The organism is Devosia sp. XGJD_8, from assembly GCF_046614475.1.
GTDB lineage: Bacteria > Pseudomonadota > Alphaproteobacteria > Rhizobiales > Devosiaceae > Devosia.
Genome location: NZ_JBKJHF010000001.1, coordinates 1,370,556 through 1,392,355, shown reverse-complemented (window position 1 = coordinate 1,392,355; position 21,800 = coordinate 1,370,556). Strand labels below are relative to the sequence as shown.

Here is a 21,800-nt window from a genome sequence, read left to right as displayed (position 1 = left end):
AGGTGAGGGGGCCTTTACTGGGTGTGGTGCTCGGGGAAGGCCCCCTCACCCGCCGGCTTCGCCGACGACCTCCGGAAACCGGAACCGCCCGGCGATCCTTCGCGCCCAGGCCTCGGTCAAATTCGCCTCAACCACGCCCAGCCGCTCCTGCGCATGGATGAACCGCTCCGGCGTCACCAGAATCCCGCAATGCCTGGGCTCGGCCATACCGCCCAGCCGGAACAGCACGACCTGTCCCGCCGCCAGCGGCCCCGTCTCGGCCACCAGCCAGGTCTCTGCCGCCAGCCGCAGCGCCCCGGCATTGAGGGAATCGCGCATGTCGGCGCGATAAGGCGGCATGGCCATCGGCTCCTCGCCGACCATTGCCCGCCACACCCCGCGCAGCAGGCCGAGGCAATCGCAGCCCGCCCCCGCCAAAGACGCCTGATGCCGATAGGGCGTGCCCAGAAATTCCCGCGCCGCCGCGACCACTGCGTCGCTCATGGCACCACCGCCCGCCCGTCCAGCGCGTCGCCATTGCGCGGATGGCGCAGCACGAAGTCGCTGCCCGGAATATGGGGAAAGCCGCGGAAGTTGATGGCATTGGCGAACCTGTCCCGGCAGGTGGCAAAGCGCCGGTCGCAGCCCGCCGTCACCGTCAGCGTATCGCCAACGCTCACCCAGTCGCACACCGCCACGCCAAAGCCCAGCACATCGCCGCCGGCCCCTCGTCGATGCGTCAGCACCCCGTCGCGCAAGCCATCGCGCCGCCCATCGGTCCACAAGGCACTGCCAAAGCCGAACCAGCCCTCGGCAAAACCCTCCAGCCCCGCCACCACCACGCGATGGGCGTCGTCGATCGCCGTCACCGTGGCAAAGCCGCGCAACGCCGGCGCGCTCAGGTCCACGCCGCAGCGCGCATCGCCCACCGCCGCATCGCACAGCCCCTGATAGATCCGCCCATGCGTGGCATTCAGCCCCTGCTGGGCCGAGCGCAGTTCCGCCCGGAACACGCCATCCTCGCGCGTGATCTCGCCGATCGTATCGCTGCGCAGTTTCACCCGCTGGCTCACATCGGCCCAGTTGACCCGCCATGTCTCGACCGTCGTCCCATCATAGCGCCCGAGCAGGATATCGTCCTCGGTGATGGCCTCGGCGCTGAGCACGCCCAGCACTTCGCTGGTCTCCACCTGCGGCCCCAGCCGCGCCGGCACTTCGCTGCCATCCAGGCCATGGGCCGGCACGAAGTCCACGCCACCAAAGCTCAGCGCAAGGTCATGGTCGGTAAAACCGAGCACCGCGCCATCGCTGCGCAGCAGCTTCCAGCAGGTCGCCAGCGTCGTCTCGCTTTGCGCCACATGCGCGGCGAGCCCGATATCGAGTGTCCTCATGGCAGGATCTCCACCAGCGGAATGCTCGGCGCCTCGGCCCCGTCAAAGCTGCTCAGTTCCACATCGAGCCGGTCGGTATCGAAGCGCACCGGCACGTCGAACAGGAATCCCGCCGTTACCGCTGCCCCATTGGCCGGCGGCGTGGTGAAGCCGACCAGCCCCGTCGCGCCATCGACGCTCCAGCCCGTCAACACTTCCACACCCGCCACCGCCACCCGCACGCTGCCGGCAACCGGCCTTGTGATCGGCCGGAAATAGGGGTCGAAACTGCCGCCATAGCGCTTGGTCAGCTGATACCCGGTCCGGCTGCCATCGCCCATGCCGATGGGCTGGTCCAGTGGTGTCGGCACCGCGCCGCCGCTGGAAAAGTCCAGACCGTCCCGCCACAAAAACCCATGCAGCCGCCCGCGCCTTTCCTCGAAAAACGCCAGCACCGCCGCCATGTCCGCCCGCGACTTCACCCCATAGCCGGCATTGTAGCGCCGCCGCGAATGCTGCCACCGCCCATTGCGCTGCTCGCGGCCGGAGGCCAGCGTCACCACATCGGTACGCCGCTCCGGCCCACCACGCGCGCCCAGCGCGACGTCGAGGGGGAAGCGGATGGGGTGGAAGGTCATGATTGTCCTCGGTTTGGGAAAGCCACGGAGCCCACCCTCCCCCTTGTGGGGAGGGAAGCGAGATAGGACTTAGCTTCAGCTAAGTCCGTTGAATCGAGCAGGAAGGGGGTGTGCCTCCGCAGACGCGGCGCGTGTGGCCACCCCCACCCACCCTCCCCCTGAAGGGGGAGGAGCCGATCTCGCTCGGGGCACAAATTGGTACAGACACCGGACAGATTTCTCCCCCTTCAGGGGGAGGTTAGGTGGGGGTTCGGCCCGAAGGCCTTAGCTCCCCCTCGTCCCCCGCTTCACCGCCCGCAGCAGCATCGCGGAAATCTCCGCCTCGCTCGCGGCAAAGCTCCGCGCATCGGTCGCGGTCACGTTGAACGTCACGTTGACCGCCCCGCCGCCGCCGGCCACGCCGAGCCGGCCATCGGCGCCGCGGGCCAGGGGCATGATCGCCTCCGGCCCCGCTTCGCCCGCAAGGCCAAGCCCCGAGCCCAGCGGAAAGTAGCTCGGCCTTGCGATCACCCCGCCCTTGGCGAAGGGTGTCACGGTGCCGAGCGCCGGATTGGTTCCGGCAAACAGATTGCCCACGAGGCCACCGACCAGGTCGCCGAATGGCTTGATGGCCGCCTTGAGCGCAATGTCGGAAAAGCTGCGGGCGATATCGCCCAGCAGGGATTTGAACGATCGGCCATCGACCAAAGCGCCGCGAAAGGCGGTCGAAACTGCGCGCGCCACCCCGTCGGCGAGGTCGCCGATGCGTTCGAGCTCCAGCGAGACATCGCCCAGCTCGCGGCCAAAGCCGTCGGAGAAGAGATCATCGGCCATCGGGAAAGCGCTCCATCAATCCATCGAGTTCGGTCCGCCCCAGCGGCCCGCCCCGATCACCGATCACCGCGCCCCATGCCGAGGCCAGTTCGCGCGGCGTCATGCGCCAGAAGTCGCGTGGCGGCAGCCGCAGCACGCCCAGCCCGAACCGCATCGCCGCGTCCCAGGGAAAGGGCGTCATGCGGCCTCTCCAAACGTCGCCTTGAGCAGCCGCGCCGCGATCTCGGCCGCACCCTTGAGCCCGCCCTCGATGGCGAGGCGCGCCAGGTCGTCATCGGTCATGGCATTGCCACCTCCACGCAGCCCGGCCCCCAGGATCGCCGTCAGGTCCCGCGCCGAAACCCGGCCACTGGCAAAGCGCTCGGCCAGCCCGACCAGATCCCCGGCCTGCAGTCGGCTCTCGAGCTCCGCCAGCGCTCCCAGCGTCAGGCAAAGCGTCACCGTCTCGCCGCCAATGACGGCGTCGATCTCACCCCGTTGGGTAATGGCCATTCCAATGTTCCTTGTTTGTTGAAGGCCCCCTCACCCGGTCCTTCGGACCGACCTCTCCCCCAGGGGAGAGGTGAAGAAGCGCTGGAGCCGCAAGCTCTCACCTCTCCCTTGGGGGAGAGGTCGGCGCGTAGCACGGGTGAGGGGGCCTTGTTCTTCGGCTGTCTAAATCACCGCAAACGTCACTTCCCCGGCGCTCTCCAGCGCCAGGTCGAACGTCACCTCCCCCGCATGATCGGCCGCGAATTCCAGCGCCACGATCTGGAACGGTCCGGACACCGTCCCGAAATCGGGAATGATCAGCTGCCAGTTGCGGATTGTCCCGGCAAAGAACAGCGAGCGCACCTGCGCGTCGGAGGCGGTGTCCTTGAACACCCCGGCGCCGGTGACCGAGGCGCGCTTGACGCCCCCACCCGCCAGCAATTCCCGCCAGCGCCCGGCGCTTTCCTGGTCGGTCGTGTCCACGGTCGCGGCATTGAAGGCCAGCGCCCGCGTCCGCAGCCCCGCCACGGTGAGAAAGCTTCCCGACCCGGTCTGGTCGAGCTTGAGCAGCATATTCTTCCCGCTCTGAGCGGCCATGTTTGATCTCCGAAGTTTCCACCAACTCGATCGTCACCCTCGGGCTTGACCCGAGGGTTCTGCACTTGCGGTGTGTTTGTTAAGTGAAGACCCCTCGGGTCAGGCCCGAGGGTGACGTTCGGGGATAGTGAAGGCATCACGCCTCGCTCAAAAACCGCAGCACCACCGCGGCTCGTGCCTGCCCGGTATCCCTGTCGATCACCGTCTCGGTCCGCACATGCTCGCGATGCGTCACCACGATCCCCGCGGCCACCAAATCCCCGGCCACCGCCACCACGCGTTCCGCCATATCCAGCGCCCGCCTGCGGCTGGGCTGGTCGCCCCAGCAATGCAGCAGCAGCCGGTGTTCCTGGCCCGGCGCGCCGTCGCCATCGCGCTGGATCACGTCATGCCGGGCGATCACCACATAGGGCGCGGCGCGCCCGGTCGGCGCCGCGTCGAAGACGCCATCGGCCCCGATGATCGCCACCAGGGCCGCGTCGCTCTTGAGCGCCGTCACCAACGCCCCCTGCAACAGGCTGATCGGATGCATGGCCCCTACCCCGTGAAGCTGGTTTCGCTGCAGGCGCAGCTGAGATAGGCCCGCCGCCCGTTGAGGTCGGCCGCGCTTACCACGTCGAGCGAGCGTCCGCGATAGACGATGCGGTCACCCGGCTTGATGTCATTGCGAAAGCGCAGCACCACGGCGTGCGAAATCTCCACCGCCCGGCCGTCGGCACTGGTGCCCTGCCGCCCGCTCAGCGATCGCACCCGCGCCCACAGGCTCGTCACCGGCACGAAGAGCGCGACATGCCCGCCCTCGTCCTCGCCGGCCATTTCCCGCCGCTTGAGCTGCACCCGGTCGGTCAGCGTGCCGATCGGTGGCGCCCGCTCACTCACAGCCGCACCCGCCTGTAGCCGGCCACCATGCGGTCAAAGCCGGATGGCACCACGCTGCCCGATCCCGCCACGATCACCGCGTCACGATGCTCGTGCCAATGGCCCACCAGCAGCAGCAGTGCCTGGCGGATATCGGCCGGCACATCCGCGGGCTCGGTCCCGAAGCCGGCGACATAGTCGATCTCGAGGCCCTGCCGCTCGCGCAGCACCGGCATGCCTGCCACCTTCGCCGGCACCAGCAGCCGGTCCGGCTCGCGCAGGAACTGGTCCAGCGGCAGTTCATGCGCCGCGCCCGCCTCGTCATAGGCGTTGATTTCCGTCACCGCCATGAGCGGCGTCACCGGCAGCCTGACCTGCCGGTTCTCCGGCCAGCCATCGAGCACCACCCGCCAGCTCTGCGCCAGCAGCGCCCGCCCGGTCACGCCCTCGACATGCAGCCGCGCCGCGCCGATCAGCGTGGTGATCAGCCCATCCTCGGCCGTGTCATCGACCTTGAGAAAGCCCTTGGCCTCGGCAAGCGAAACCGGCTCCTCCGCGGGTCCCGCGAGAAGATAAGACGTCATTGTTTTTGCCTTTTTGGTTTGGTGGCGCGAGGCCGAAGGTGCCCCGCAATCGCCCCCTCCCACCCTCCCCCATCAAGGGGGAGGTGCCGTCCGGTTATCGTGGTGGGATATTGCCCCAGGAGTGGAGAGAACCTCCCCCTTGATGGGGGAGGTAGGAGGGGGTGACTGCCGAGCGCGCGATGTCAGGAAACCGCGAACTTCAGCAGCTTGATCGCATCAAAATCGGCCACGCCCCCGCCAACCCGCTTGGTGGTATAAAACAGCACATAGGGCTTGGAGCTGAACGGATCGCGCAGCACGCTGACCCCTTGCCGATCCACGATCAGGTAGCCGCGCCGGAAGTCCCCGAAGGCAATGGCCATGGCGTTGGCCGCGATATTGGGCATGTCCTCGGCCTCGACCAGGTCAAAGCCCATGAACCTTGCCCTGCCATCCGCCGTCGCCGCCGGCTGCCAGAGATAGTTGCCGTCGGCGTCCTTGAGCTTGCGCAAGGTGCCCTGAACCTTGCGGTTCATCACCCAGGATGCATTCTGCCGGTAGCCGGCCTTGAGCGCATAGACCAGGTCGATCAGCACGTCGCTGGCATTGCTGGCCGGCAGGGACCCGGCCGCGCCGGTGGCGATATAGCCCAGGTTGCCCCAACTCCAGCTCGCCTCGGCCACCGCGGTGGCGGCGAGAAACCCCGTCGGCTTGTTGACGCCATTACCGGTCACGAAGGCCGTGGTTTCCTGCGCCGCAAAAGCCGCATTGACCTCGTCGGCGATCCACTGGCCGACATCGACAGCCGCATCGTCGAGAAAGGCCGAGGTGGCCGCCGGCATGGCATAGAGTTCCATGGTCGGATAGCTGAGTTCGGCCAGCGTCTGCGATGCCGTGGTCGGCCGCGCCGCCGTCTCGCCCACCCAGCCCGTGGCCGGGCCGGTCACCGAGATCGGCCGCTTGTAGACGGAGCCCGACACCTGCCGCACGCCGGCAATGGCGCGGATCGGCGATACCGCCGTCATCAGCCGGGTGATTTCCGTCTCCGTCTCGGGCGGCACCACATAGCCGCCATCGGCATTGACGCCCACCGACAGCGCCTTCTCCTCGCCGCGCTTCACATAGGAGGCAAAGGCCTCCTTGTATTCGCCGTCCGCCTGGCGCGCCCTGCCGTCAAGCAGCGGGCGGGCGCGGTCGACCAGCACCCGGTCCATCGCCGCCTTCTGCCCGTCGAGCACGGCATTGAGCCGGTCGAGCTTGCCCTCCAGCAGCCCATCGGGCGAACCGCGCTTTTCGATCTCGCCGAGCCGCTGGTCGTTGGTGCGCTTGAATTCCTCGAAGGCAGTCGAAAATTCGGCGAAGAGAGCGGCAATATCGCTCCCCGCGCCGGCCTTGGTTTCAAGGCCGTCACTGGTCATGTCCATGCAGATGTCCTTATCGGTTGCGGATGGTCTGGGTGGCGGCCACGATGGCGGCGCCGGTCGAATAGGAGGACGCAATCCGCGCGTCCTCCATCATCGGAAAAGTCACGATCGAGATCTCGAACAGGTCGATCTGCCAGAGCTTGCGATGCCCGCCCTCGCGCGTCGCCCGCACGGTGCGAAAGCCGATGGAGAGCCCATCGAGCGCCCCATTGCCGATCAGCCGCCGCAGCGCATCGGCCCGTGGCACGCCCGGCACCAGCCGCCCCGCCACGAACAGGCCCCTGGCGTCCTCGCCGATGGCTTCCCAGGTGCCGACCGGTTCCTTGGGGTCATGCTGGAACAGCAGCCGGATGCGGTCGCCCCGCTTGGCGAGGCTCTTGGCAAAGGCGCCGGGCATGACGATATCGCCGCCGGCATCGAGCCGGTTGAACAGGCTCGCATAGCCCGAAAACCGCCCCTCGCTATCGATGGGAATCCCCACCATCAGCGCTTGCCCGGCCGCGTGGCCACCGGCTTGCCGGGTCGCGCCAGCGTCCCCGCCAGGTTCCAAGCAAACTGCCGGAACGTCTGCTGCGCATTCTGCCGATTCTGCTTGTTGGCCATGGACTTACTCATCCTTCCTGAACAGCCGATTCAAACTGGCAATCTCCTGCACGAAGTCGTTGAAGTGTTGATTCACCTTCGCCATCTCCCGCAGGCTCCACACCAGAAGCGCCGAAGCGCCACTCGCCCAGAGGAACAGGGCCAGGTGCGCGAGATCACCCCGTTCGATGACGGTTTTGGTCAGCTCGTCCATGTTCAGAATCCTCCGAGTGATCACCAAAGCTCACCCCAAACTGGATCGTCACCCTCGGGCTCGACCCGAGGGCTCTACACTTACTGTGTGTCCGGCAGTACAGGTCCCTCGGGTCAAGCCCGAGGGTGACGCGCGGTGGGTAAGTGGACCCTTTGCCTTCCCGACAAGTGCGCTATGCTAGCCGCATGACCACTTTGACCCTGCAAACTGAGCCGCTGGCCGTTGACGTCGCCGTCACCGCCACAGTTCTGCGCGTCACGCTCGATGACGGACGCGAGCTCTCCGTGCCGGTCGAATGGTTCCCCCGCCTGCGTGACGCGTCAGATACCGACCGCGCCAACTGGCGCCTGATCGGTCGCGGCGAAGGCATCCACTGGTCCGCCATCGACGAAGACATCTCCGTCCGCGGCCTGCTCGCCGGCCATCGGCAAACGCGCGCTGCGTAAGGGCCGCCTAAACCCCCAGCATCGCCCGCTTCTCCGCGTCGCTCAGAAACTCCGCCCCGCCCACTCGCGCCCAGAGCGCCGCGCGATCCTCGGCCAGCGCTTCCACCCCGTCGAAATCGGGGGTGATCACCGCCCCGCCAAACGCCGGCGCGAGCCAGTTGCTCAAGTCATCGGCCACGCGCACCACCAGCGGGATCAGCGTCTGCCGCCACAGCGCGCGGTTGGCTTCGGCGAGGTTGGCATAGGTATTGTCGCCCGGAATGCCGAGCAGCATGGGCGGCACGCCGAAGGCCAGCGCAATGTCGCGCGCCGCGGCGTGCCTCGCCTCGATGAAATCCATGTCGCGCGGACTGAGCGCGATGGTCTTCCAGTCCAGCCCGCCCTCGAGCAGCATTGGCCGTCCGGCATTGGCGCTCCCGGAAAAATTCTCTTCCAGCTCGGTCTTGAGCCGGTCGAACTGGTCCGCCGTCAGCGTCTGCCCGCCCATGGAATAGACCAGCGCCCCGCTGGGCCGCGCCGCATTGTCGAGCAGCGCCTTGTTCCAGGCGCCGGCGGCATTGTGGATATCCATGCTGGTCTGCGCCGCCTCGAGCGGGGCCATGCCATAGTGGTCGTCCAGCGGATGAAACAGCGCCAGATGCAGCACTGCGGGCAAAGGCCCCTCGTCCTGCCGCAGCCGGCTGGTCCGCCCGCCCGCCGTATAGTCATAGGCCATGGGCCAGCCATCGGCTCCGGCCACCACCTTCATGCGATCCGGCCGCAGGCAGAACAGCCCCTTGACCGCGCCATCGACCAGTCCTGCCTGCAGATAGGCATTGCCCGAGGTCTGCAGGTAGGCATAGACCGCCTCGAGCAGTTCCCCGCCCGATTGCCGCCCATTGGGCCGCGCCAGCAGCGCCGCCAGCGGATGCTCGTCCTGCCTATTGCCGCCTTCGCTCACCACCAGCGGCACCCGATTGGCCGCCTCGGCAATCAGCCGCACGCAGCGGTACACCACGGGGTTTCGCGCAAAGCCCTGGTTGACCAGGCTCGCAAAACCCCGATGGCTCCAGTTCGCCGCCCCCAGCTGGCTGAGGCTCAGCAGCGTATGCCCGGCAAAATTCTTGGTTTCGGCAGGCGTGTTCGTTTGCCCGCCTAGCAGGCGGCTGATCCAGTTCGGCATGGCGACATTTCCTTATTCGCTGAGCCCACGGCTCCATCCCCCCTCGCCCCTTGTGGGAGAGGGTCGCTCAATCCGCGTTCAGCGGATTGAGCGGGGTGAGGGGTTCTTTCCCACGCACTGTGTTGGCGATGACATCAGGCCCCCTCATCCGCCCTTCGGGCACCTTCTCCCACAAGGGGAGAAGGGGCACTGAGTTTTGCGAAGCGGCTCAAAGCCCCCTCACCCGCGGCCCTTCGCCGCCCAACAACAGTTCCGTCAGCGCCCAGACCAGCGCATCCACCCGGTCGGGCGAGTGTCCATCACTCTTCCCATCCGCCCCGAACGCACACATCTCGTCTTCCAGCGCCGTCAGCCCCTCGACATGCCGCACCAGCCCGCGCCCGTAGAGCGCGGCCACCGGCTCGGCCCGCAGCCACTTGCCGCGATTGGCCCGCACTTCGCGCACCGGCACGCTGGCATCCACCTGCGCCATGAGCTGGCGCACCAGGTCGCCGCCCTGGTTGACCTCGACCACGATGGCATCGGCCCGATGCGCATGAAACGCCGCCACCGCCCGCCGCGCCCAGGCCAGCGGCGCCACTTGCCTCAGCGTACAATCCTCCAGCACCACCGCGCCCTCGCCCACCCTTCCGGCCACGACAATGCCGCAGGCATCCGCCCGCGCCGTGCCGGTCACCGGCGGATCGACCGCCACGATGATCCGCTCCACCGCCCCGCCCTCGAAGCGCCGGAACATGCCGCGCTGCCACAGCGCGCCCGGCAGATCCTCGATCAGCTCGCCGTCCAGCTCCTGCCGGCCGAGCACGGTACCGCGATAGCGTCCGACGACCGCTTCGAGGAAGGCATCGGCCAGATGTTGGTTCACCCTGGTCTGCGCGCGCGTCACCACAGTGCGCTCGTCGGCCAGCAGGCGCTTCATCAGTCGTGTCGGCCGCGGCGTGGTCGTCACCAGTTGCCGGGGCCGAGTGCCGAGCCGCAGCCCGAACTGCAGCATGTCCCAAGCCGCTTCCGCCTTTCTCCATTTCGCCGTTTCGTCGCACCAGGCGGCAGCGAATTGCGGGCCGCGAAAGCGCTCGGGGTCCGCTGCCGGCAGCAGGTGCGCCTCCACGCCATTGCGCCAGTGCAGCACATTGCCAACAAGCTTCGGCTTGTCGCCGGGCGGGCAGACGCGCAGCACGCCGCTCTCACCCCTGACCATCACGGCCTCGGCCTCGGTCATGGTCTCGCCCACCAGCGCGATGGGGCTCACCTCATCGCGGGCCAGCTGCCGCACCCATTCGGCGCCGGCGCGTGTCTTGCCCGCGCCGCGTCCACCCAGCAGCAGCCATGTCGTCCAGTTGCCCCTGGGGGGCAGCTGGTGTTCATAGGCCCAGATCGGCCATTTGTAGAAAGTCTCACCCAGCCGTTGCAGCGGTAGCTGGGCGAGGTCTCGAAGCAGTCCGGTTTCCTTGGTGGCCATTCAGGCGTCAGCGACGCTGCTTGGTGATCGCATTGATCCGCTGCTCGATCTTCCGTTGCAGGTCGCGCATCTCGCCGGTTTCGTCATCGTGGCCGCTGCGCTGGGCCTCGGCCTTTTCGATGACAATCATCTTGTCGAGGTCACGCACCAGATCGCTCAGTGCTTTGCCGTCGACCGTCTTGTTGTTGTTCATGTCTTCCTCCATCAGGTCCATCTGGCGCTCCAGCAGGGCCATCAGCTTTTGAATGAGGATGTGTCGGTCCAGAACCTGGCTGCCCGGGCGCCCCCACTTGTTCTTGCGGGCATGGCCTTCCAGCTGCGAGCGCCGCAACCTGTAGGTCCGCGCAATGCCATTGCAGGTGAGGTGGCCGGCCTCATAATCGCGCCGGACCTCGTCCCATGGCACAGGCATGCCATCGCGGTTGCGATTGGCCTCGTCAGCATCGTCCATTTCGGTGTCTCTCAAGCGCCCGGCGCAGCGGCCCGGACCTGCCGGATGCCTCGGGATGGGTCCTGGTGGCAGAGCGGCTCACCGCCGCCTCACCCACTTCTTCGACCATGCCTGAACTATAGCTGACCACCGTCACGCGGGGATAACTTCTCCGCGCCACCGGCAAAGCCCCGGCAGTCCTTGAGATTTTAGCGGATGGAATGGGGGATGGGCAGAAAACGGACGAAAATCTGCGAAAAAAAGTGGTCCAGCCTAAGCGATTTGCCAGAAAGTCCTGCTGGCCACGGGTCCCGCCATCCTCTGATGGCACTCAATCTCACCCGCGCACCGGGCGGCACCTCCCCCTTGATGGGGGAGGCTGGGAGGGGGTGTGAGAGCCCCGATATCCGGGCTAGACACCCCCTCCCTTGAGGCGGACGGTGTCGACTGCACGGCCAGACAACAAAAGCCCTGCCGCGCTACCGCAGCAGGGCCTCTATCCAGGTATCAGCCAGAATCAAATCCGTACGAATTCCACGCTCTTGCAGGCGATCAGCTGGCAACCCTGCAGTTTCATGCGGTCTTCGCTGACCAGCGTCACCGAGCCGGAAACGGCATTGCCTTCGTAGTTCACCGTGCCGCGCCACTTGTTGGCGGCCACCGGCTTGGCGCCATTGACCACCAGCTGGTTGAGCAGCGCCACGTTCTCGGGCTTGCGGGCATCCTTGCGCAGCCAGGTGAGCTTGGCGCAGAGCTGGGTGCCATCGCCGCAATAGCTCACCGAATAGCGCGACTCCCCGCTTGCCGTCTGCCACGTGCCGACCGGGGTCAGGTCCTGGGCGAAGGCGGGAGCGGCGACGAACAGGGCCAGGGTGGCGGCGGCGATTGTCTTTGCAAAAGTCATGGTCATCTCCTCGACAACGATCTGGGACGCCGCCGGCCCTCCCTTGGGGGCACGAGGCGGCGATGGATTGGTTGAGCGAGCAGATGCCACGGCCGGACTGAACCGGCCAAAAACCACGCATTCATCTTGCGTTCAGGGAGGTGGCGAGGATGTGGCGGCTAGGCCCGGCCTGGCGCATCCACAAAAGCGGCCGCCGCCTCAAGCGCCCGCAGGTCGGAGGATGCGGTCAGCCCGGTCCGGGCGCGCTCGGTGGCGTCGCGCGCCATCTCCAGGGCCGCCTCGGCGAGATCGGGACAGGTTGCAGCGATGGTTTCGAGCCCCGCCAGCAGCCGCTGCACCACCTCGATCACCCCGGCCCCGTCCCGCGCGATGGGCCGGAAGCCGTCCTCGACCAGGTCGTGCGGCCGGAGCGGCGGCACGCTGATGCGGTCATATTTGGGGGCCTCGTCCGCCGCCGCGCCGTCCCGCTCATGCAGCACGCGCACCAGCGTGCCGATGACGTCGATGGCGGTCCCGGGGTCGTTGATACCCGGCGACAGCGCCTTGCTGGCGATTTCGCCCATTACGACCAGGCCAAAGCGCGGATCGCTGTCGAAGGTGCGCGTATCCCCCACGGTAAAGCACTCAGCCAGCTTGCGACGCAGCTCGTCATCAAGTTTCCCCTCGACGCGCAGCAGGGGCCGGTCGGGCCCGGCATAGGCGCCCGGCCGCGCGGTCACCGCGACGGTCAGGTCATGCTCCTCGGCCAGTTGCTGCAGCTGCGACGCGTCGAAGTGCTGCACATAGCCGATCGTCTCGGCCATGACAGTGGCGCCCCTGGGCTCAACCCGCTGCGGCGCGCAGTCGAAACAGGCCTCTGCCGACAGGGCCTCGAAGGCCGAGGTCGTGGCATATTCCACCCGGTCGATTGTCTCCTGCACGCGGCCAATGGCCGAGATCTGGCCGATCCAGCGGATCAGCGCCGCCACAACCAGCAGCACCACACCCAGCGTGACCAGGAACAGGAACAGCCGTCCCGCCTCGGAATAAAAGCCGGCATTGAGCCCGATAATGCCCACGATGGCGAAGAGAAAGGCGCCGATGAAGACCGAGATCGAGGTCTGCGCACTGCGATCCCCCACGATCAGTGGCACCGCCCGGGGCGTCGTCGACGCCGAGGCGGTGGAGAGCGCGCTGACCATGGTCGAGAGGGCAAAGACCGCCACGGTGAGCAGGCTCGAGGCCAGGATGCTCAGGATCGACACAACGCCATCGGAGGGCATGGTGAAGGGCAGCTTTTCGGGCGCGAAGCGCGCCAGTCCATAGGCAATGAAGATGGTCAGCACGGCGACCAGCGAGAAGGCGGCCGGCAGGAACCACATGCGCTGCACGAGCTGGCGAAACTGGAATGCGATCTGGCTCATGGAATGCCCCCTGCCCTGACAACGCTTCGAGGCGCCAAAGGGTTGTTCGATTGCGCTCAGGGGCCGAACTTGCGCCGTGCATCCATGGCCAGGCCCAGCCCCACGCTGCCCAGCACGTCGGTGCGCACCAGGTCGGCCTCGGGGAACAGTGCCCGCAGCCGCGCGGCGATGGCCGGCACCTGGGTCGAGCCCCCCGTCAGGATCAGGCTGTCGATCTCGCGTGCCGCCACCCCGGCCCGCTTCAGCGTCTCGGCAATGGTGTCCTCGATGCGCGACACCGGGCTCTGCAGCGCCCGGGTCAGGTCGTCGATGCTCATCACCGTTTCGATCTGGCGGTCGCGCACGGGAAAGGCAAAGTCCGTCGTCGCGGCATCCGACAGGGCGATCTTGGCCGCCTCAACTGCGCCCACGAGGCGATGGCCCAGCCGGTCTTCGATCAGCTCCATCATCATCGCCACGCGCTCGGGCGCCTGCGCCTCGCGCTGGGTGCCGCGCAGGTCGCGCAGCGTCTGGGCAGTGTAGAGCCGGTTGATGCGATGCCAGGTGGAAAGGTCGTAATAGGGTGCCACCGGCAGGTGCCGCTTGCCATCGCGCGTCATGGTGCCCAGGCCCAGTTCGGGCATCACCTTGGTCATCGACAGCAGCCGGTCGAAATCGGTGCCGCCGACATGGACGCCCGCCGTGGCCAGGATGTCCTGCCCTCGGTCTACCGCCCGCGCCCGGTCGGGCGAAACCCGCACCACCGAAAAGTCCGACGTGCCGCCGCCCAGGTCGACGATCAGCGCCAGCCGCTCGGCCGTCACCTGCCGCTCATAGTCGAGCGCGGCGGCAATCGGTTCGAACTGGAAATCGACATGGCGGAAACCCTGCGCCCGCACGGCGCTTTCCAGCTGCCCCTGCGCCGCCGCATCGGCCACCGGGTCGTCGTCGACGAAATGCACCGGCCGGCCGCAGACCACGCTTTCCACCGCGCCGCCCAGCTCGGTCTCGGCCCGGCGTTTCAGCTCGGCAATGAAGATGCCCAGGATTTCGAGAAAGCCATAGCTGCGTGCCTTGACCCGCGTCGTGTCGCCGATCAGCGCCGTGCCCAGCACGCTCTTGAGCGAGCGCATCAGCCGGCCTTCTGCACCCGTGACATATTCGGCCACGGCCTGGCGGCCGAAATGCACGCTGTCGTCCTCGAAGCCGAAGAAGATCACGCTGGGGATGGTTTCGCGCCCGTCTTCCAGCTTGAGCAGATGGGGCACGCCAGCATCGTCGAGCCGCGCGATGGTGGAGTTGGACGTGCCGAAGTCGAGGCCGCAAACAAGGGTCATGGCATGCCGTCCATCATGGAAAATGCGCCGGGCGGCGCGCGGGACGGCCTGTTTAGATAATCAGTCTGCCGGAGGCAAGCTCAGGCGGCCTTGCGCTTGCGCTGCTGGGCAGGCCGCAGGTCGACGGCTTCGAGGCGCCCGATTCCCTTGCGCTGGGCCTTCTTCAGCGCCTCGGCGCCGGCTTCGAAGAATTTCTTGTCATAGCTGCCGCGTGGATTGGTCACGGCCAGCCCCAGGCTCACCGTGACAATGCCGGCATGGCTTTCCTTGTGGGCCAGCGACAGGCGCCGCACGGCTTCGGTGATCTTGTGCGCCGTGGCGCGGGCCATCAGCCCCGGCAGGTCCGGCAGCACGACGACAAAGCCGGCACGGCCCAGCCGCAGGCAGGTATCGCCGCTGCGCGGCAGCACATCGGTGATGGCCTGCATGACCGCGAGCACGCAGTCATCGGTGCTCTGCTTGCCATAGGCGGCGAAATAATCGGTGGAGCGGTCGATTTCGATGACCAGCAGGCCCAGCGACACATGCCGCCCCGCGGCATTGGCCCAGCCGTGCACCAGCTCGTCCTCGATCAGCTGCCCCAGCTTGGGCTTGATGCCGATGGAGCGCGCAATCGCCGCCTGCCCATAAGCGGGCCCCCGCTCCGACCGAACCGGGCTCAAGGCGCCCAGCGCAGCACGGACCCGGGTCCAGAAGGGTTCAGCAGTCGCGGATACAGTCATGGTTGTCGCCTATCCTGGGCTCGCGCACGCCGAGATCAGGCCACAAGATGGTTAACGGTTTGTAAACGAGCTCACAGTTGCTCCGGGGGCTCCCATTCGGGCCAGTCCACGGCGTGCTCTTCCCAGGTGTCAGGCGCCACGTCATCCTCGCCGAAGGTGCGGCCCTTGACCGAGACGCCGACGTCCACCACGGTCTGCGGATCACCCGAAACCAGCGGGTGCCACCAGGCCAGCCCCTTGCCCTCGGCGATGCGGCGATAGGCGCAGGTGGTGGGGATCCAGGCGATCTCGGTGACATTCTGCGGCGTCAGCTTGATGCAGTCGGGCACCTTGGCCTGGCGGCCGGGATAGTCGGTGCAGGCGCAGGTATCGCCATCGAGCAGCCGGCAACGCACGTCGGAGGTGATGAGGATGCCGGTATCCTCGTCCTCGAGCTTGATCAGGCAGCAGCGGCCGCAGCCATCGCAGAGCGCTTCCCACTCGGCGGCGGACATCTGGTCCAGCGTCTTTTCTTCCCAAAAGGCCATCTTAATCCGGTGCTGCTAAGGTTGTTGCCGGTTTGCTCTTGTCGGCGCGCCGACGCAATCATATTCCAGCGATTGTGTTGCGTTGATCGCTGTCGCAGACAACAGTCCGTGAAGCCGACCTTGAGGACGACTGGTGCAGGATCCGTTTTACACAAAAGAGAAGCGCAAGAAATCCTCCAGCATGCTGGCGGCAGATGCGTGGCTCGATTCCTCGCTTTACGAGTTCTGGCAGGCGCTTGGCCAGGCCTATACGCGCTTCCAGGATTTCATGAGCATCTTCCACGTCGCCGGCTTCCGCCGGGCCGTCGTGGAAGTGGTGAGCGATGGGTTCTCGTTCCTGGCCATAGGCTGCGTGCTGATGACCGCCCTGGCCCTGCCGGCCTTCGACACCACGGCGTCGGGCGAATTCAACAAGGCGGAAGACTATTCGGTGGTCTTCTTGGACCGTTTTGGCGCCGAAATCGGGCGCCGCGGCATCCGCTCGGACGATTCGGTGGCGCTGGCCGACATGCCCGACTATCTGATCAAGGCGACCCTCGCGACCGAGGACCGGCGCTTCTACGAGCATTTCGGCATCGACGTGGTGGGCACATTGCGCGCCCTGATGAGCAATGCGCAGGGCGAGCGCAGCATCCAGGGCGGCTCCTCGATCACCCAGCAGCTGGCCAAGAACCTGTTCCTCACGCCCGAGCGCAATCTCGAGCGCAAGATCAAGGAAGCCTTCCTGTCCATCTGGCTGGAATGGCACTACAGCAAGGACGATATCCTCAAGCTCTACTTCGACCGCGCCTATATGGGCGGCGGCAATCATGGCGTGGTGGCTGCAGCCGACTACTATTTCGGCAAGACGGTGCAGGACATCAACCTGGCCGAGGCCGCCATGCTGGCTGGCCTGTTCAAGGCCCCGGGCAATTACGCGCCCCATGTCGACCTCGCGGCGGCGCGCGGCCGGGCCAATCTGGTGCTGTCCAACATGGTCGCCGCCGGCTTCCTCACCGAGGGCCAGGTCACTGCGGCGCGGCGCCATCCGGCCACGCCGATCAGCCGGGCGGCCGACGCCAATTCGCCGAACTACTTTCTCGATTGGGCCTTCGAGCAGTCCAAGGTGCTGATCGAGCGCGGCCAGCAGGCGACCAATAACTTCGTGGTTCGCACCACCATCGACACCACGCTGCAGAAATATGCCGAGGAGGCCGTGGTCTCGACCGTGCGCGAGGGCGCCGAGCAGTATGACGTCGAACAGGCCGCAATGGTCGTCACCGATACCAGCGGCGCCATCCGCGCCATGGTGGGTGGCACCGACTATGCCAAGAGCCAGTTCAACCGCGCCATCGTCTCCACCCGCCAGCCCGGCTCGGCCTACAAGATCTTCGTCTATTCCGAAGCCCTCGAGCAGCTGGGGCTAACCCCCGCGGACATGATCACCGACCGGCCGGTCTGCATCGGCGACTGGTGCCCGCAGAACTATGGCCGCAACTACAAGGGCACGGTGACGCTGGCCAGCGCCTTCGCCCAGTCGCTCAATACCGTGCCGGTGACGCTCTCGATCAAGACCGGGCGCGATACCATTGCCGAACTCAGCCATCGCATGGGCCTGCAGGCCGACTATCCGGTCACCCGCTCGCTCGCGCTCGGCGTTGCCTCGGTCTCGGTGCTGGACATGACCTCGTCCTATGCCGTGCTGGCCAATCACGGCTTCAAGACGCAGGCCTATGGCATTACCCGGATGACAACGCTCAGCGGCGACAAGGTCTATGAGATCGATCCCGAAGCCCCGCGTGAACGCGTGCTCAGCGAAACCACCGTTGCGAACATGAACTCCATGCTGCGGGGAGTCATTACCGGCGGTACGGGGCGCCGCGCCGATGTGCCGGGCGTGCCTGTCGCGGGCAAGACGGGCACGACATCGTCCTATCGGGACGCCTGGTTCTGCGGTTTTACCGGCAATTATGTCGCCACTGTCTGGTTCGGCAATGATGACTATCACCCCACCAATAACCTGACAGGTGGCACGCTGCCGGCCATCGCCTGGCAGAAGTTCATGGCCTATGCCCACACCAATATCGACATCCAGCCGGTCTTCGGCGTCGATTTCGTGCCCGAGCCGGTCATTGTCGCCGATACCGACGCCACCGTGCTGGAAGAAGAAATCATCCAGCGCCCGCCCAGCCTCACCCCCGGCGCCGCCCGCAAGCTGGTCGACCTCGCCGACCGCTTCGCGGCAACGCTGGAAACCACCACGCCAGTGGCAGACCAGGCGAGCGTACCGGCAGATAGACCTACCCAAGGCCTCTGATGTAGCCATTGACTACATCGTGGCCATAAGCTACATTTCCTCGCGTGAGGCAGATCTCCTACACTAGGGCCGCTATCCGCGTGCTGCGCAGGTTGCCGCAAAACACGGCAGCGCGCATTCGCGGCAAGATCGCCGAATACGCCGCCAATCCCGCGTCACAGGCAAACAATGTCAAAGCATTGCAGGGCCGAGCTGGCATCAGGTTGAGAGTGGGCGACTGGCGCGTCATCATGGATGATGGCGTTGTTCTGGAAGTCCTGGAGATAGGCCCGAGAGGCAGCGTCTACGAGTAAGGGAGTTTTGCTATGAACGAGATGGTCACCATCCCGCGCGAGGAGTATGAACGCCTCCTTGGCGCTGCAGAAGCACTGGCCGACGCTGCCTCCTATGATCGCATCAAGGCTGACATGGCCGCCGGACAGGAAGAGCTCATCCCATCCGAATATGCCGACCGCGTGCTCGACGGCGAGAGCCCATTGCGGGTGTACCGGGAGTTTCGCGGCATGACCCAGTCGGCCCTTGCCGCTGCCGCGGGGGTCAATCGTGTCCAGATTGCCGATATTGAGGCTGGGCGCAAATCGGGCTCTATCGAGACCGTTCGCAAACTCGCAGCCGCCCTGCGCGTAACCATCGACGACCTCGTATAGTCCCACTTCGCCCTTCCGTGCCCCTGCCCCCCTTGCTATAGCCTTGCCCAGCCACTCCTAGCGCGCAGGTTGCCGTCGCCCATGCCGATTTCCCGACTGAGCCGCTGAACCGTGCGCTTCGTAATCTATCTGCTGATGATGATTGCCGTAGCACTGGGGGTGGGCTTCGGGCTCAGCTATTACGCGCTGACCGACGGACGCCTGTTCGGCGTGGCCCAGGTCGGGCCCTGGCATGCCTGGCCCGATGTCGGCGCCAATGCACCCAACCCCTATACGCGCGGCCATCTGGCGCGCACGGCCGCCTTCGAACTCGGCCAGGCAGAGGGCCTGCAATTCACGGCGACAACCGATAGCAGCGGCGAGATCCTGACGCGCGACTGTGCCTACCGCGTCGCCGGTCGCACGCCGGTCGCGAGCTTCTGGACGCTGGTGGCGCTGGATGGAACCGGCACCAATATCGCTGCGCCGGATACGGCGCCGGCCATGCGCAGCTCATCCATCGTGCGCAGCGATGACGGCGCCATCGCGATCAATGTGGGCACGCGCCTCATGCCGTGGAACTGGCTGGAACTGACCGGCGAAGGTCCGTTCAAGCTTGTGCTGACTCTCTACGACACGGCCGTGTTCTCGGGCTTTTCCAGCGATGAGTCGATGCCGGCCATCATTCGCGGGAGCTGCGCATGATCCGCCCCCTGCTCTGGCTGCTGGCCGGCGCCGTGCTCGGCGGCATCATCCATATCGTGGTCATACTCACCCTGCCCGCCCTGGCCGAGCAGTCACTCTGGACACGGGTGGCCGAGGTGGAAGCCGATAACCGCATGGTCATCCTGCCACCGGTCCAGGCCGGAGAACCCAATCCGCTGGGGCTCGATCCGGAGCTGGTTTACGGGCTGTGCCGCGTCGACCTCGCCCAGGGCCCCGCTTATGTCAGCGGCATCCTGCCCGACGCCTTCTGGTCGGTCGCCCTGTTCAACCAATCGGGCATTGTCACCTATTCGACCACCAATCGCGACGGCATCGGCCAGACGCTGGAGCTGGGCATTTTCAATGCAGCGCAGACCCGCCTGCTCGCCCAGCAGCAGCTTGATGTCGCCGAGGGGCTGCTTGTCGTGGAGTCGGCGAGTGACAAGCTGCTCATTCTGGTCCGCCTGGCGCCGCCGCATCAGGTCATGCGCGCGCGCTTCGAGACAGCGCTGACTGCGGTCACCTGCGGTACGCGCGGCTAGCACCCGCCATCATCCACACGAGCAATCGGGTCCTGCCTGCGGCGCCCGGAAGACTGCGAGCTCTGGCATGTAGCGATCGCCTTCATAGGCGATGGCGGCTGCGTCCGCGCCGGCACGATCACAGCCATATTCGTCGATGATTGCCCTTGCCGCGTGCAAGGGCAGCCCATGCTTGCGGGCAAACATGAACAATTCATAGGGCTGACTGCTTGGGCTGGCATCGTCGTGGTCGGTCATGACGGCAGATACGCGCCCGGGCGTGCGGAAGTTGCACCTGCGACAAACCGCCTGCCAACAATTTCGGGCCCGGGCAAAGCACGGCTATTCCGCCAGCCTTCCTTAAGAAATTCGATTTATCGTCAGTAGGATAGGAGACGGCCATGACTGCAGCACCGGGCTCGATCCACCTGTCCGAGGTGGTGGGCGCATTGAGCTTCGCGCTCGACATCACCGAGGGCCAGCCGCTGGGCCACAGCCTGCGCTGCTGCTGGATCGGCATGCATGTCGGCATGCGCCTGGGTCTTGAACCAGAGGCGCTGTCCGACCTCTATTATACGCTGCTGCTCAAGGATATCGGCTGCAGCTCGAATGCCGCCCGCCTGTGCAGCCTCTATCTGGCTGACGACCTGGCGTTCAAGGCGGACTTCAAGTCCGTCGAGGAGGGCCTGCCCGAAATCCTGCGCTTCCTGCTCGCCCATACGGCGCGGAAATCCGGCATCGTCGAGCGGCTGCAGACCATGATCAACATCGCCCGCAATGGCGGGGAGATCGCCCGCGAACTGATCGAGACGCGGTGCCAGCGCGGCGCCGAGATCGCGCGCAGCATGCGGTTCTCCGAAGATGTGGCGCGGGGCATTCTGGACCTCGACGAGCACTGGAACGGCAAGGGGCAGCCGCTGGGCCTCGCCGGCACGGATATCGCGCTGTTCTCACGTATCGCCCTGCTGGCGCAGGTGGCCGATGTCTTTTTCATCCGCGGCGGCGCCGAAGCCGCGCTGGCCGAAGTGCGTTCACGCGCCGGCCGCTGGTTCGACCCGCAGCTCGTCGCCGTGCTGGAGAGTTTCGCCGACGATCATCACTTCTGGGCCGCCCTGCTGGCCAATGACCTGCCGCAAAACGTCATCGACATCGAGCCGCGCACCCTGACGCGCCAGGTCGACGAGGATTATCTCGACGATATCGCGGCCGGCTTTGCCCAGGTGGTCGACGCCAAGAGCCCGTTTACAGCCGGGCACAGCGACCGGGTGGCCCTGTTTGCCGATCTCATCGCCGAGGAGCTCGGCTACGCGCCGGAGCGTCGCCGCTGGATCAGGCGGGCGGCCCTGCTGCACGATATCGGCAAGCTCGGGGTCTCCAACCAGGTGCTGGACAAGCCCGGCAAGCCGGACGACGCAGAGTGGCTTTCCATCAAGCGCCACCCCGCCTTGGGCCGGACCATCCTGTCCAAGATCGTCGCCTTCCAGGACATGGCCCGCATTGCCGGGGATCATCACGAGCGTCTTGATGGCAAGGGCTATCCGCAGGGGCTGAAGGCGGCTCATATCGATCTCGATACCCGCATCGTCACCACCGCCGACATTTTCGACGCCCTGACGGCCGACCGCCCCTATCGGGCGGCCATGCCGGTCTCGGCGGCCTTCGACATCATGCAGCGCGATCTAGAAACCGCGATCGACCCCCGCTGCTTTGCCGCCCTGCAACGCGGTTTCGCCCGCATGCAGAGCGCCGCCGCCTGACCTCGCGCGCACGGGCT

The 21,800-nt window shown here is 66.3% G+C and carries 29 protein-coding genes; 7 read left to right on the top strand and 22 right to left on the bottom strand.

From position 1 onward, the window contains the following. Window positions 1-45 precede the first annotated feature (45 nt). The 13 genes from ACLI1C_RS06580 to ACLI1C_RS06520 all read right to left on the bottom strand — a co-directional run bounded on the left by ACLI1C_RS06580 (window position 46) and on the right by ACLI1C_RS06520 (window position 7,509). A complete protein-coding gene (locus ACLI1C_RS06580) occupies window positions 46-483 on the bottom strand; it encodes an NlpC/P60 family protein (RefSeq protein WP_411396078.1) in 438 nt (145 codons plus the stop codon). Next, window positions 480-1,370 (bottom strand): DUF2163 domain-containing protein, encoded by an 891-nt coding sequence (locus tag ACLI1C_RS06575; RefSeq protein ID WP_411396077.1) that lies wholly within the window; start codon window positions 1,368-1,370, stop codon window positions 480-482. Before ACLI1C_RS06575 ends, ACLI1C_RS06580 begins: the two co-directional genes overlap by 4 nt. Next, window positions 1,367-1,987: a TIGR02217 family protein gene (locus tag ACLI1C_RS06570; RefSeq protein WP_411396075.1), complete on the bottom strand. Its 621-nt coding sequence runs from the start codon at window positions 1,985-1,987 to the stop codon at window positions 1,367-1,369. Before ACLI1C_RS06570 ends, ACLI1C_RS06575 begins: the two co-directional genes overlap by 4 nt. Before the next feature lie 264 nt (window positions 1,988-2,251). Then, window positions 2,252-2,800: a phage tail tape measure protein gene (locus ACLI1C_RS06565; RefSeq protein ID WP_411396073.1), complete on the bottom strand. Its 549-nt coding sequence runs from the start codon at window positions 2,798-2,800 to the stop codon at window positions 2,252-2,254. Next, window positions 2,790-2,981 (bottom strand): rcc01693 family protein, encoded by a 192-nt coding sequence (locus ACLI1C_RS06560; RefSeq protein WP_411396072.1) that lies wholly within the window; start codon window positions 2,979-2,981, stop codon window positions 2,790-2,792. The genes ACLI1C_RS06565 and ACLI1C_RS06560 overlap by 11 nt, the downstream gene beginning before the upstream one ends. Next, complete coding sequence (locus tag ACLI1C_RS06555) at window positions 2,978-3,292, bottom strand: gene transfer agent family protein (RefSeq protein WP_411396071.1); 315 nt, start codon at window positions 3,290-3,292, stop codon at window positions 2,978-2,980. Before ACLI1C_RS06555 ends, ACLI1C_RS06560 begins: the two co-directional genes overlap by 4 nt. A gap of 162 nt (window positions 3,293-3,454) precedes the next feature. Then, window positions 3,455-3,868 carry a phage major tail protein, TP901-1 family gene (locus ACLI1C_RS06550; RefSeq protein WP_411396070.1) on the bottom strand — a complete coding sequence of 138 codons (414 nt, stop codon included), beginning with the start codon at window positions 3,866-3,868 and terminating at the stop codon, window positions 3,455-3,457. Between the two features lie 136 nt (window positions 3,869-4,004). Further along, entirely contained in the window at window positions 4,005-4,400 is a 396-nt protein-coding gene (locus ACLI1C_RS06545; protein ID WP_411396069.1) for a DUF3168 domain-containing protein, read from the bottom strand. Between the two features lie 5 nt (window positions 4,401-4,405). Beyond that, window positions 4,406-4,747: a phage head closure protein gene (locus ACLI1C_RS06540; protein WP_411396068.1), complete on the bottom strand. Its 342-nt coding sequence runs from the start codon at window positions 4,745-4,747 to the stop codon at window positions 4,406-4,408. Beyond that, window positions 4,744-5,310 (bottom strand): head-tail connector protein, encoded by a 567-nt coding sequence (locus ACLI1C_RS06535; protein WP_411396067.1) that lies wholly within the window; start codon window positions 5,308-5,310, stop codon window positions 4,744-4,746. Before ACLI1C_RS06535 ends, ACLI1C_RS06540 begins: the two co-directional genes overlap by 4 nt. A gap of 182 nt (window positions 5,311-5,492) precedes the next feature. After that, window positions 5,493-6,713: a phage major capsid protein gene (locus tag ACLI1C_RS06530; RefSeq protein WP_411396066.1), complete on the bottom strand. Its 1,221-nt coding sequence runs from the start codon at window positions 6,711-6,713 to the stop codon at window positions 5,493-5,495. A gap of 10 nt (window positions 6,714-6,723) precedes the next feature. Beyond that, window positions 6,724-7,197 carry an HK97 family phage prohead protease gene (locus ACLI1C_RS06525; RefSeq protein ID WP_411396065.1) on the bottom strand — a complete coding sequence of 158 codons (474 nt, stop codon included), beginning with the start codon at window positions 7,195-7,197 and terminating at the stop codon, window positions 6,724-6,726. A 123-nt stretch (window positions 7,198-7,320) separates the two neighbouring features. Then, window positions 7,321-7,509, bottom strand: coding sequence for a hypothetical protein (locus ACLI1C_RS06520; protein WP_411396063.1), 189 nt, complete (start codon window positions 7,507-7,509; stop codon window positions 7,321-7,323). Window positions 7,510-7,694: 185 nt separating this feature from the next. On the opposite strand from ACLI1C_RS06520, the gene ACLI1C_RS06515 reads away from it, so the two are divergent. Next, complete coding sequence (locus ACLI1C_RS06515; RefSeq protein WP_411396062.1) at window positions 7,695-7,955, top strand: DUF2442 domain-containing protein; 261 nt, start codon at window positions 7,695-7,697, stop codon at window positions 7,953-7,955. Window positions 7,956-7,962: 7 nt separating this feature from the next. On the opposite strand, the gene ACLI1C_RS06510 is transcribed toward ACLI1C_RS06515, so the two are convergent. From ACLI1C_RS06510 to ACLI1C_RS06475, 8 genes are all read right to left on the bottom strand, one after another. After that, complete coding sequence (locus ACLI1C_RS06510) at window positions 7,963-9,117, bottom strand: phage portal protein (RefSeq protein WP_411396061.1); 1,155 nt, start codon at window positions 9,115-9,117, stop codon at window positions 7,963-7,965. 208 nt (window positions 9,118-9,325) lie between these two features. Next, on the bottom strand, window positions 9,326-10,576 hold the full coding sequence (locus ACLI1C_RS06505; RefSeq protein ID WP_411396059.1) for a DNA-packaging protein: 1,251 nt from the start codon (window positions 10,574-10,576) through the stop codon (window positions 9,326-9,328). A gap of 7 nt (window positions 10,577-10,583) precedes the next feature. Then, entirely contained in the window at window positions 10,584-11,027 is a 444-nt protein-coding gene (locus ACLI1C_RS06500) for a hypothetical protein (protein WP_411396058.1), read from the bottom strand. Between the two features lie 496 nt (window positions 11,028-11,523). Next, window positions 11,524-11,910: a DUF2147 domain-containing protein gene (locus tag ACLI1C_RS06495; protein ID WP_411396057.1), complete on the bottom strand. Its 387-nt coding sequence runs from the start codon at window positions 11,908-11,910 to the stop codon at window positions 11,524-11,526. Window positions 11,911-12,068: 158 nt separating this feature from the next. Beyond that, window positions 12,069-13,313, bottom strand: a complete 1,245-nt coding sequence (locus tag ACLI1C_RS06490; protein ID WP_411396056.1) for a DUF2254 domain-containing protein — start codon at window positions 13,311-13,313, stop codon at window positions 12,069-12,071. Between the two features lie 56 nt (window positions 13,314-13,369). Then, on the bottom strand, window positions 13,370-14,629 hold the full coding sequence (locus ACLI1C_RS06485) for an Hsp70 family protein (protein WP_411396055.1): 1,260 nt from the start codon (window positions 14,627-14,629) through the stop codon (window positions 13,370-13,372). Between the two features lie 80 nt (window positions 14,630-14,709). After that, window positions 14,710-15,351 (bottom strand): diguanylate cyclase domain-containing protein, encoded by a 642-nt coding sequence (locus tag ACLI1C_RS06480; protein ID WP_411396054.1) that lies wholly within the window; start codon window positions 15,349-15,351, stop codon window positions 14,710-14,712. Window positions 15,352-15,422: 71 nt separating this feature from the next. Beyond that, a complete protein-coding gene (locus ACLI1C_RS06475; RefSeq protein ID WP_411396053.1) occupies window positions 15,423-15,878 on the bottom strand; it encodes a YcgN family cysteine cluster protein in 456 nt (151 codons plus the stop codon). Window positions 15,879-16,059: 181 nt separating this feature from the next. Between ACLI1C_RS06475 and ACLI1C_RS06470 the strand changes: the two genes are divergently transcribed. The 5 genes from ACLI1C_RS06470 (at window position 16,060) to ACLI1C_RS06450 (ending at window position 20,047) form a co-directional block, all read left to right on the top strand. Beyond that, entirely contained in the window at window positions 16,060-18,174 is a 2,115-nt protein-coding gene (locus ACLI1C_RS06470) for a transglycosylase domain-containing protein (RefSeq protein WP_411396052.1), read from the top strand. 44 nt (window positions 18,175-18,218) lie between these two features. Further along, window positions 18,219-18,467 (top strand): type II toxin-antitoxin system RelE family toxin, encoded by a 249-nt coding sequence (locus tag ACLI1C_RS06465; protein WP_411396051.1) that lies wholly within the window; start codon window positions 18,219-18,221, stop codon window positions 18,465-18,467. 12 nt (window positions 18,468-18,479) lie between these two features. Continuing rightward, a complete protein-coding gene (locus tag ACLI1C_RS06460) occupies window positions 18,480-18,821 on the top strand; it encodes a helix-turn-helix transcriptional regulator (protein WP_411396050.1) in 342 nt (113 codons plus the stop codon). Window positions 18,822-18,932: 111 nt separating this feature from the next. Continuing rightward, window positions 18,933-19,505: a DUF1214 domain-containing protein gene (locus tag ACLI1C_RS06455; protein ID WP_411396049.1), complete on the top strand. Its 573-nt coding sequence runs from the start codon at window positions 18,933-18,935 to the stop codon at window positions 19,503-19,505. Next, window positions 19,502-20,047, top strand: a complete 546-nt coding sequence (locus ACLI1C_RS06450) for a hypothetical protein (protein ID WP_411396048.1) — start codon at window positions 19,502-19,504, stop codon at window positions 20,045-20,047. Before ACLI1C_RS06455 ends, ACLI1C_RS06450 begins: the two co-directional genes overlap by 4 nt. Before the next feature lie 9 nt (window positions 20,048-20,056). Here ACLI1C_RS06450 and ACLI1C_RS06445 read toward each other — a convergent pair whose 3' ends face one another. Beyond that, complete coding sequence (locus ACLI1C_RS06445; protein ID WP_411396047.1) at window positions 20,057-20,284, bottom strand: hypothetical protein; 228 nt, start codon at window positions 20,282-20,284, stop codon at window positions 20,057-20,059. A gap of 143 nt (window positions 20,285-20,427) precedes the next feature. Between ACLI1C_RS06445 and ACLI1C_RS06440 the strand changes: the two genes are divergently transcribed. Continuing rightward, window positions 20,428-21,783: an HD-GYP domain-containing protein gene (locus ACLI1C_RS06440; protein ID WP_411396046.1), complete on the top strand. Its 1,356-nt coding sequence runs from the start codon at window positions 20,428-20,430 to the stop codon at window positions 21,781-21,783. The last annotated feature ends 17 nt before the right edge of the window (window positions 21,784-21,800 follow it).

What these genes read in the sequence shown, in the direction of transcription:
- ACLI1C_RS06580 (WP_411396078.1), bottom strand. Translation starts at nt 483, where the DNA reads ATGAGCGACGCAGTGGTCGCGGCGGCGCGGGAATTTCTGGGCACGCCC.
- ACLI1C_RS06575 (WP_411396077.1), bottom strand. Translation starts at nt 1,370, where the DNA reads ATGAGGACACTCGATATCGGGCTCGCCGCGCATGTGGCGCAAAGCGAG.
- ACLI1C_RS06570 (WP_411396075.1), bottom strand. Translation starts at nt 1,987, where the DNA reads ATGACCTTCCACCCCATCCGCTTCCCCCTCGACGTCGCGCTGGGCGCG.
- ACLI1C_RS06565 (WP_411396073.1), bottom strand. Translation starts at nt 2,800, where the DNA reads ATGGCCGATGATCTCTTCTCCGACGGCTTTGGCCGCGAGCTGGGCGAT.
- ACLI1C_RS06560 (WP_411396072.1), bottom strand. Translation starts at nt 2,981, where the DNA reads ATGACGCCCTTTCCCTGGGACGCGGCGATGCGGTTCGGGCTGGGCGTG.
- ACLI1C_RS06555 (WP_411396071.1), bottom strand. Translation starts at nt 3,292, where the DNA reads ATGGCCATTACCCAACGGGGTGAGATCGACGCCGTCATTGGCGGCGAG.
- ACLI1C_RS06550 (WP_411396070.1), bottom strand. Translation starts at nt 3,868, where the DNA reads ATGGCCGCTCAGAGCGGGAAGAATATGCTGCTCAAGCTCGACCAGACC.
- ACLI1C_RS06545 (WP_411396069.1), bottom strand. Translation starts at nt 4,400, where the DNA reads ATGCATCCGATCAGCCTGTTGCAGGGGGCGTTGGTGACGGCGCTCAAG.
- ACLI1C_RS06535 (WP_411396067.1), bottom strand. Translation starts at nt 5,310, where the DNA reads ATGACGTCTTATCTTCTCGCGGGACCCGCGGAGGAGCCGGTTTCGCTT.
- ACLI1C_RS06530 (WP_411396066.1), bottom strand. Translation starts at nt 6,713, where the DNA reads ATGGACATGACCAGTGACGGCCTTGAAACCAAGGCCGGCGCGGGGAGC.
- ACLI1C_RS06525 (WP_411396065.1), bottom strand. Translation starts at nt 7,197, where the DNA reads ATGGTGGGGATTCCCATCGATAGCGAGGGGCGGTTTTCGGGCTATGCG.
- ACLI1C_RS06520 (WP_411396063.1), bottom strand. Translation starts at nt 7,509, where the DNA reads ATGGACGAGCTGACCAAAACCGTCATCGAACGGGGTGATCTCGCGCAC.
- ACLI1C_RS06515 (WP_411396062.1), top strand. Translation starts at nt 7,695, where the DNA reads ATGACCACTTTGACCCTGCAAACTGAGCCGCTGGCCGTTGACGTCGCC.
- ACLI1C_RS06510 (WP_411396061.1), bottom strand. Translation starts at nt 9,117, where the DNA reads ATGCCGAACTGGATCAGCCGCCTGCTAGGCGGGCAAACGAACACGCCT.
- ACLI1C_RS06505 (WP_411396059.1), bottom strand. Translation starts at nt 10,576, where the DNA reads ATGGCCACCAAGGAAACCGGACTGCTTCGAGACCTCGCCCAGCTACCG.
- ACLI1C_RS06500 (WP_411396058.1), bottom strand. Translation starts at nt 11,027, where the DNA reads ATGGACGATGCTGACGAGGCCAATCGCAACCGCGATGGCATGCCTGTG.
- ACLI1C_RS06495 (WP_411396057.1), bottom strand. Translation starts at nt 11,910, where the DNA reads ATGACTTTTGCAAAGACAATCGCCGCCGCCACCCTGGCCCTGTTCGTC.
- ACLI1C_RS06490 (WP_411396056.1), bottom strand. Translation starts at nt 13,313, where the DNA reads ATGAGCCAGATCGCATTCCAGTTTCGCCAGCTCGTGCAGCGCATGTGG.
- ACLI1C_RS06485 (WP_411396055.1), bottom strand. Translation starts at nt 14,629, where the DNA reads ATGACCCTTGTTTGCGGCCTCGACTTCGGCACGTCCAACTCCACCATC.
- ACLI1C_RS06480 (WP_411396054.1), bottom strand. Translation starts at nt 15,351, where the DNA reads ATGACTGTATCCGCGACTGCTGAACCCTTCTGGACCCGGGTCCGTGCT.
- ACLI1C_RS06475 (WP_411396053.1), bottom strand. Translation starts at nt 15,878, where the DNA reads ATGGCCTTTTGGGAAGAAAAGACGCTGGACCAGATGTCCGCCGCCGAG.
- ACLI1C_RS06470 (WP_411396052.1), top strand. Translation starts at nt 16,060, where the DNA reads ATGCTGGCGGCAGATGCGTGGCTCGATTCCTCGCTTTACGAGTTCTGG.
- ACLI1C_RS06460 (WP_411396050.1), top strand. Translation starts at nt 18,480, where the DNA reads ATGAACGAGATGGTCACCATCCCGCGCGAGGAGTATGAACGCCTCCTT.
- ACLI1C_RS06450 (WP_411396048.1), top strand. Translation starts at nt 19,502, where the DNA reads ATGATCCGCCCCCTGCTCTGGCTGCTGGCCGGCGCCGTGCTCGGCGGC.
- ACLI1C_RS06445 (WP_411396047.1), bottom strand. Translation starts at nt 20,284, where the DNA reads ATGACCGACCACGACGATGCCAGCCCAAGCAGTCAGCCCTATGAATTG.
- ACLI1C_RS06440 (WP_411396046.1), top strand. Translation starts at nt 20,428, where the DNA reads ATGACTGCAGCACCGGGCTCGATCCACCTGTCCGAGGTGGTGGGCGCA.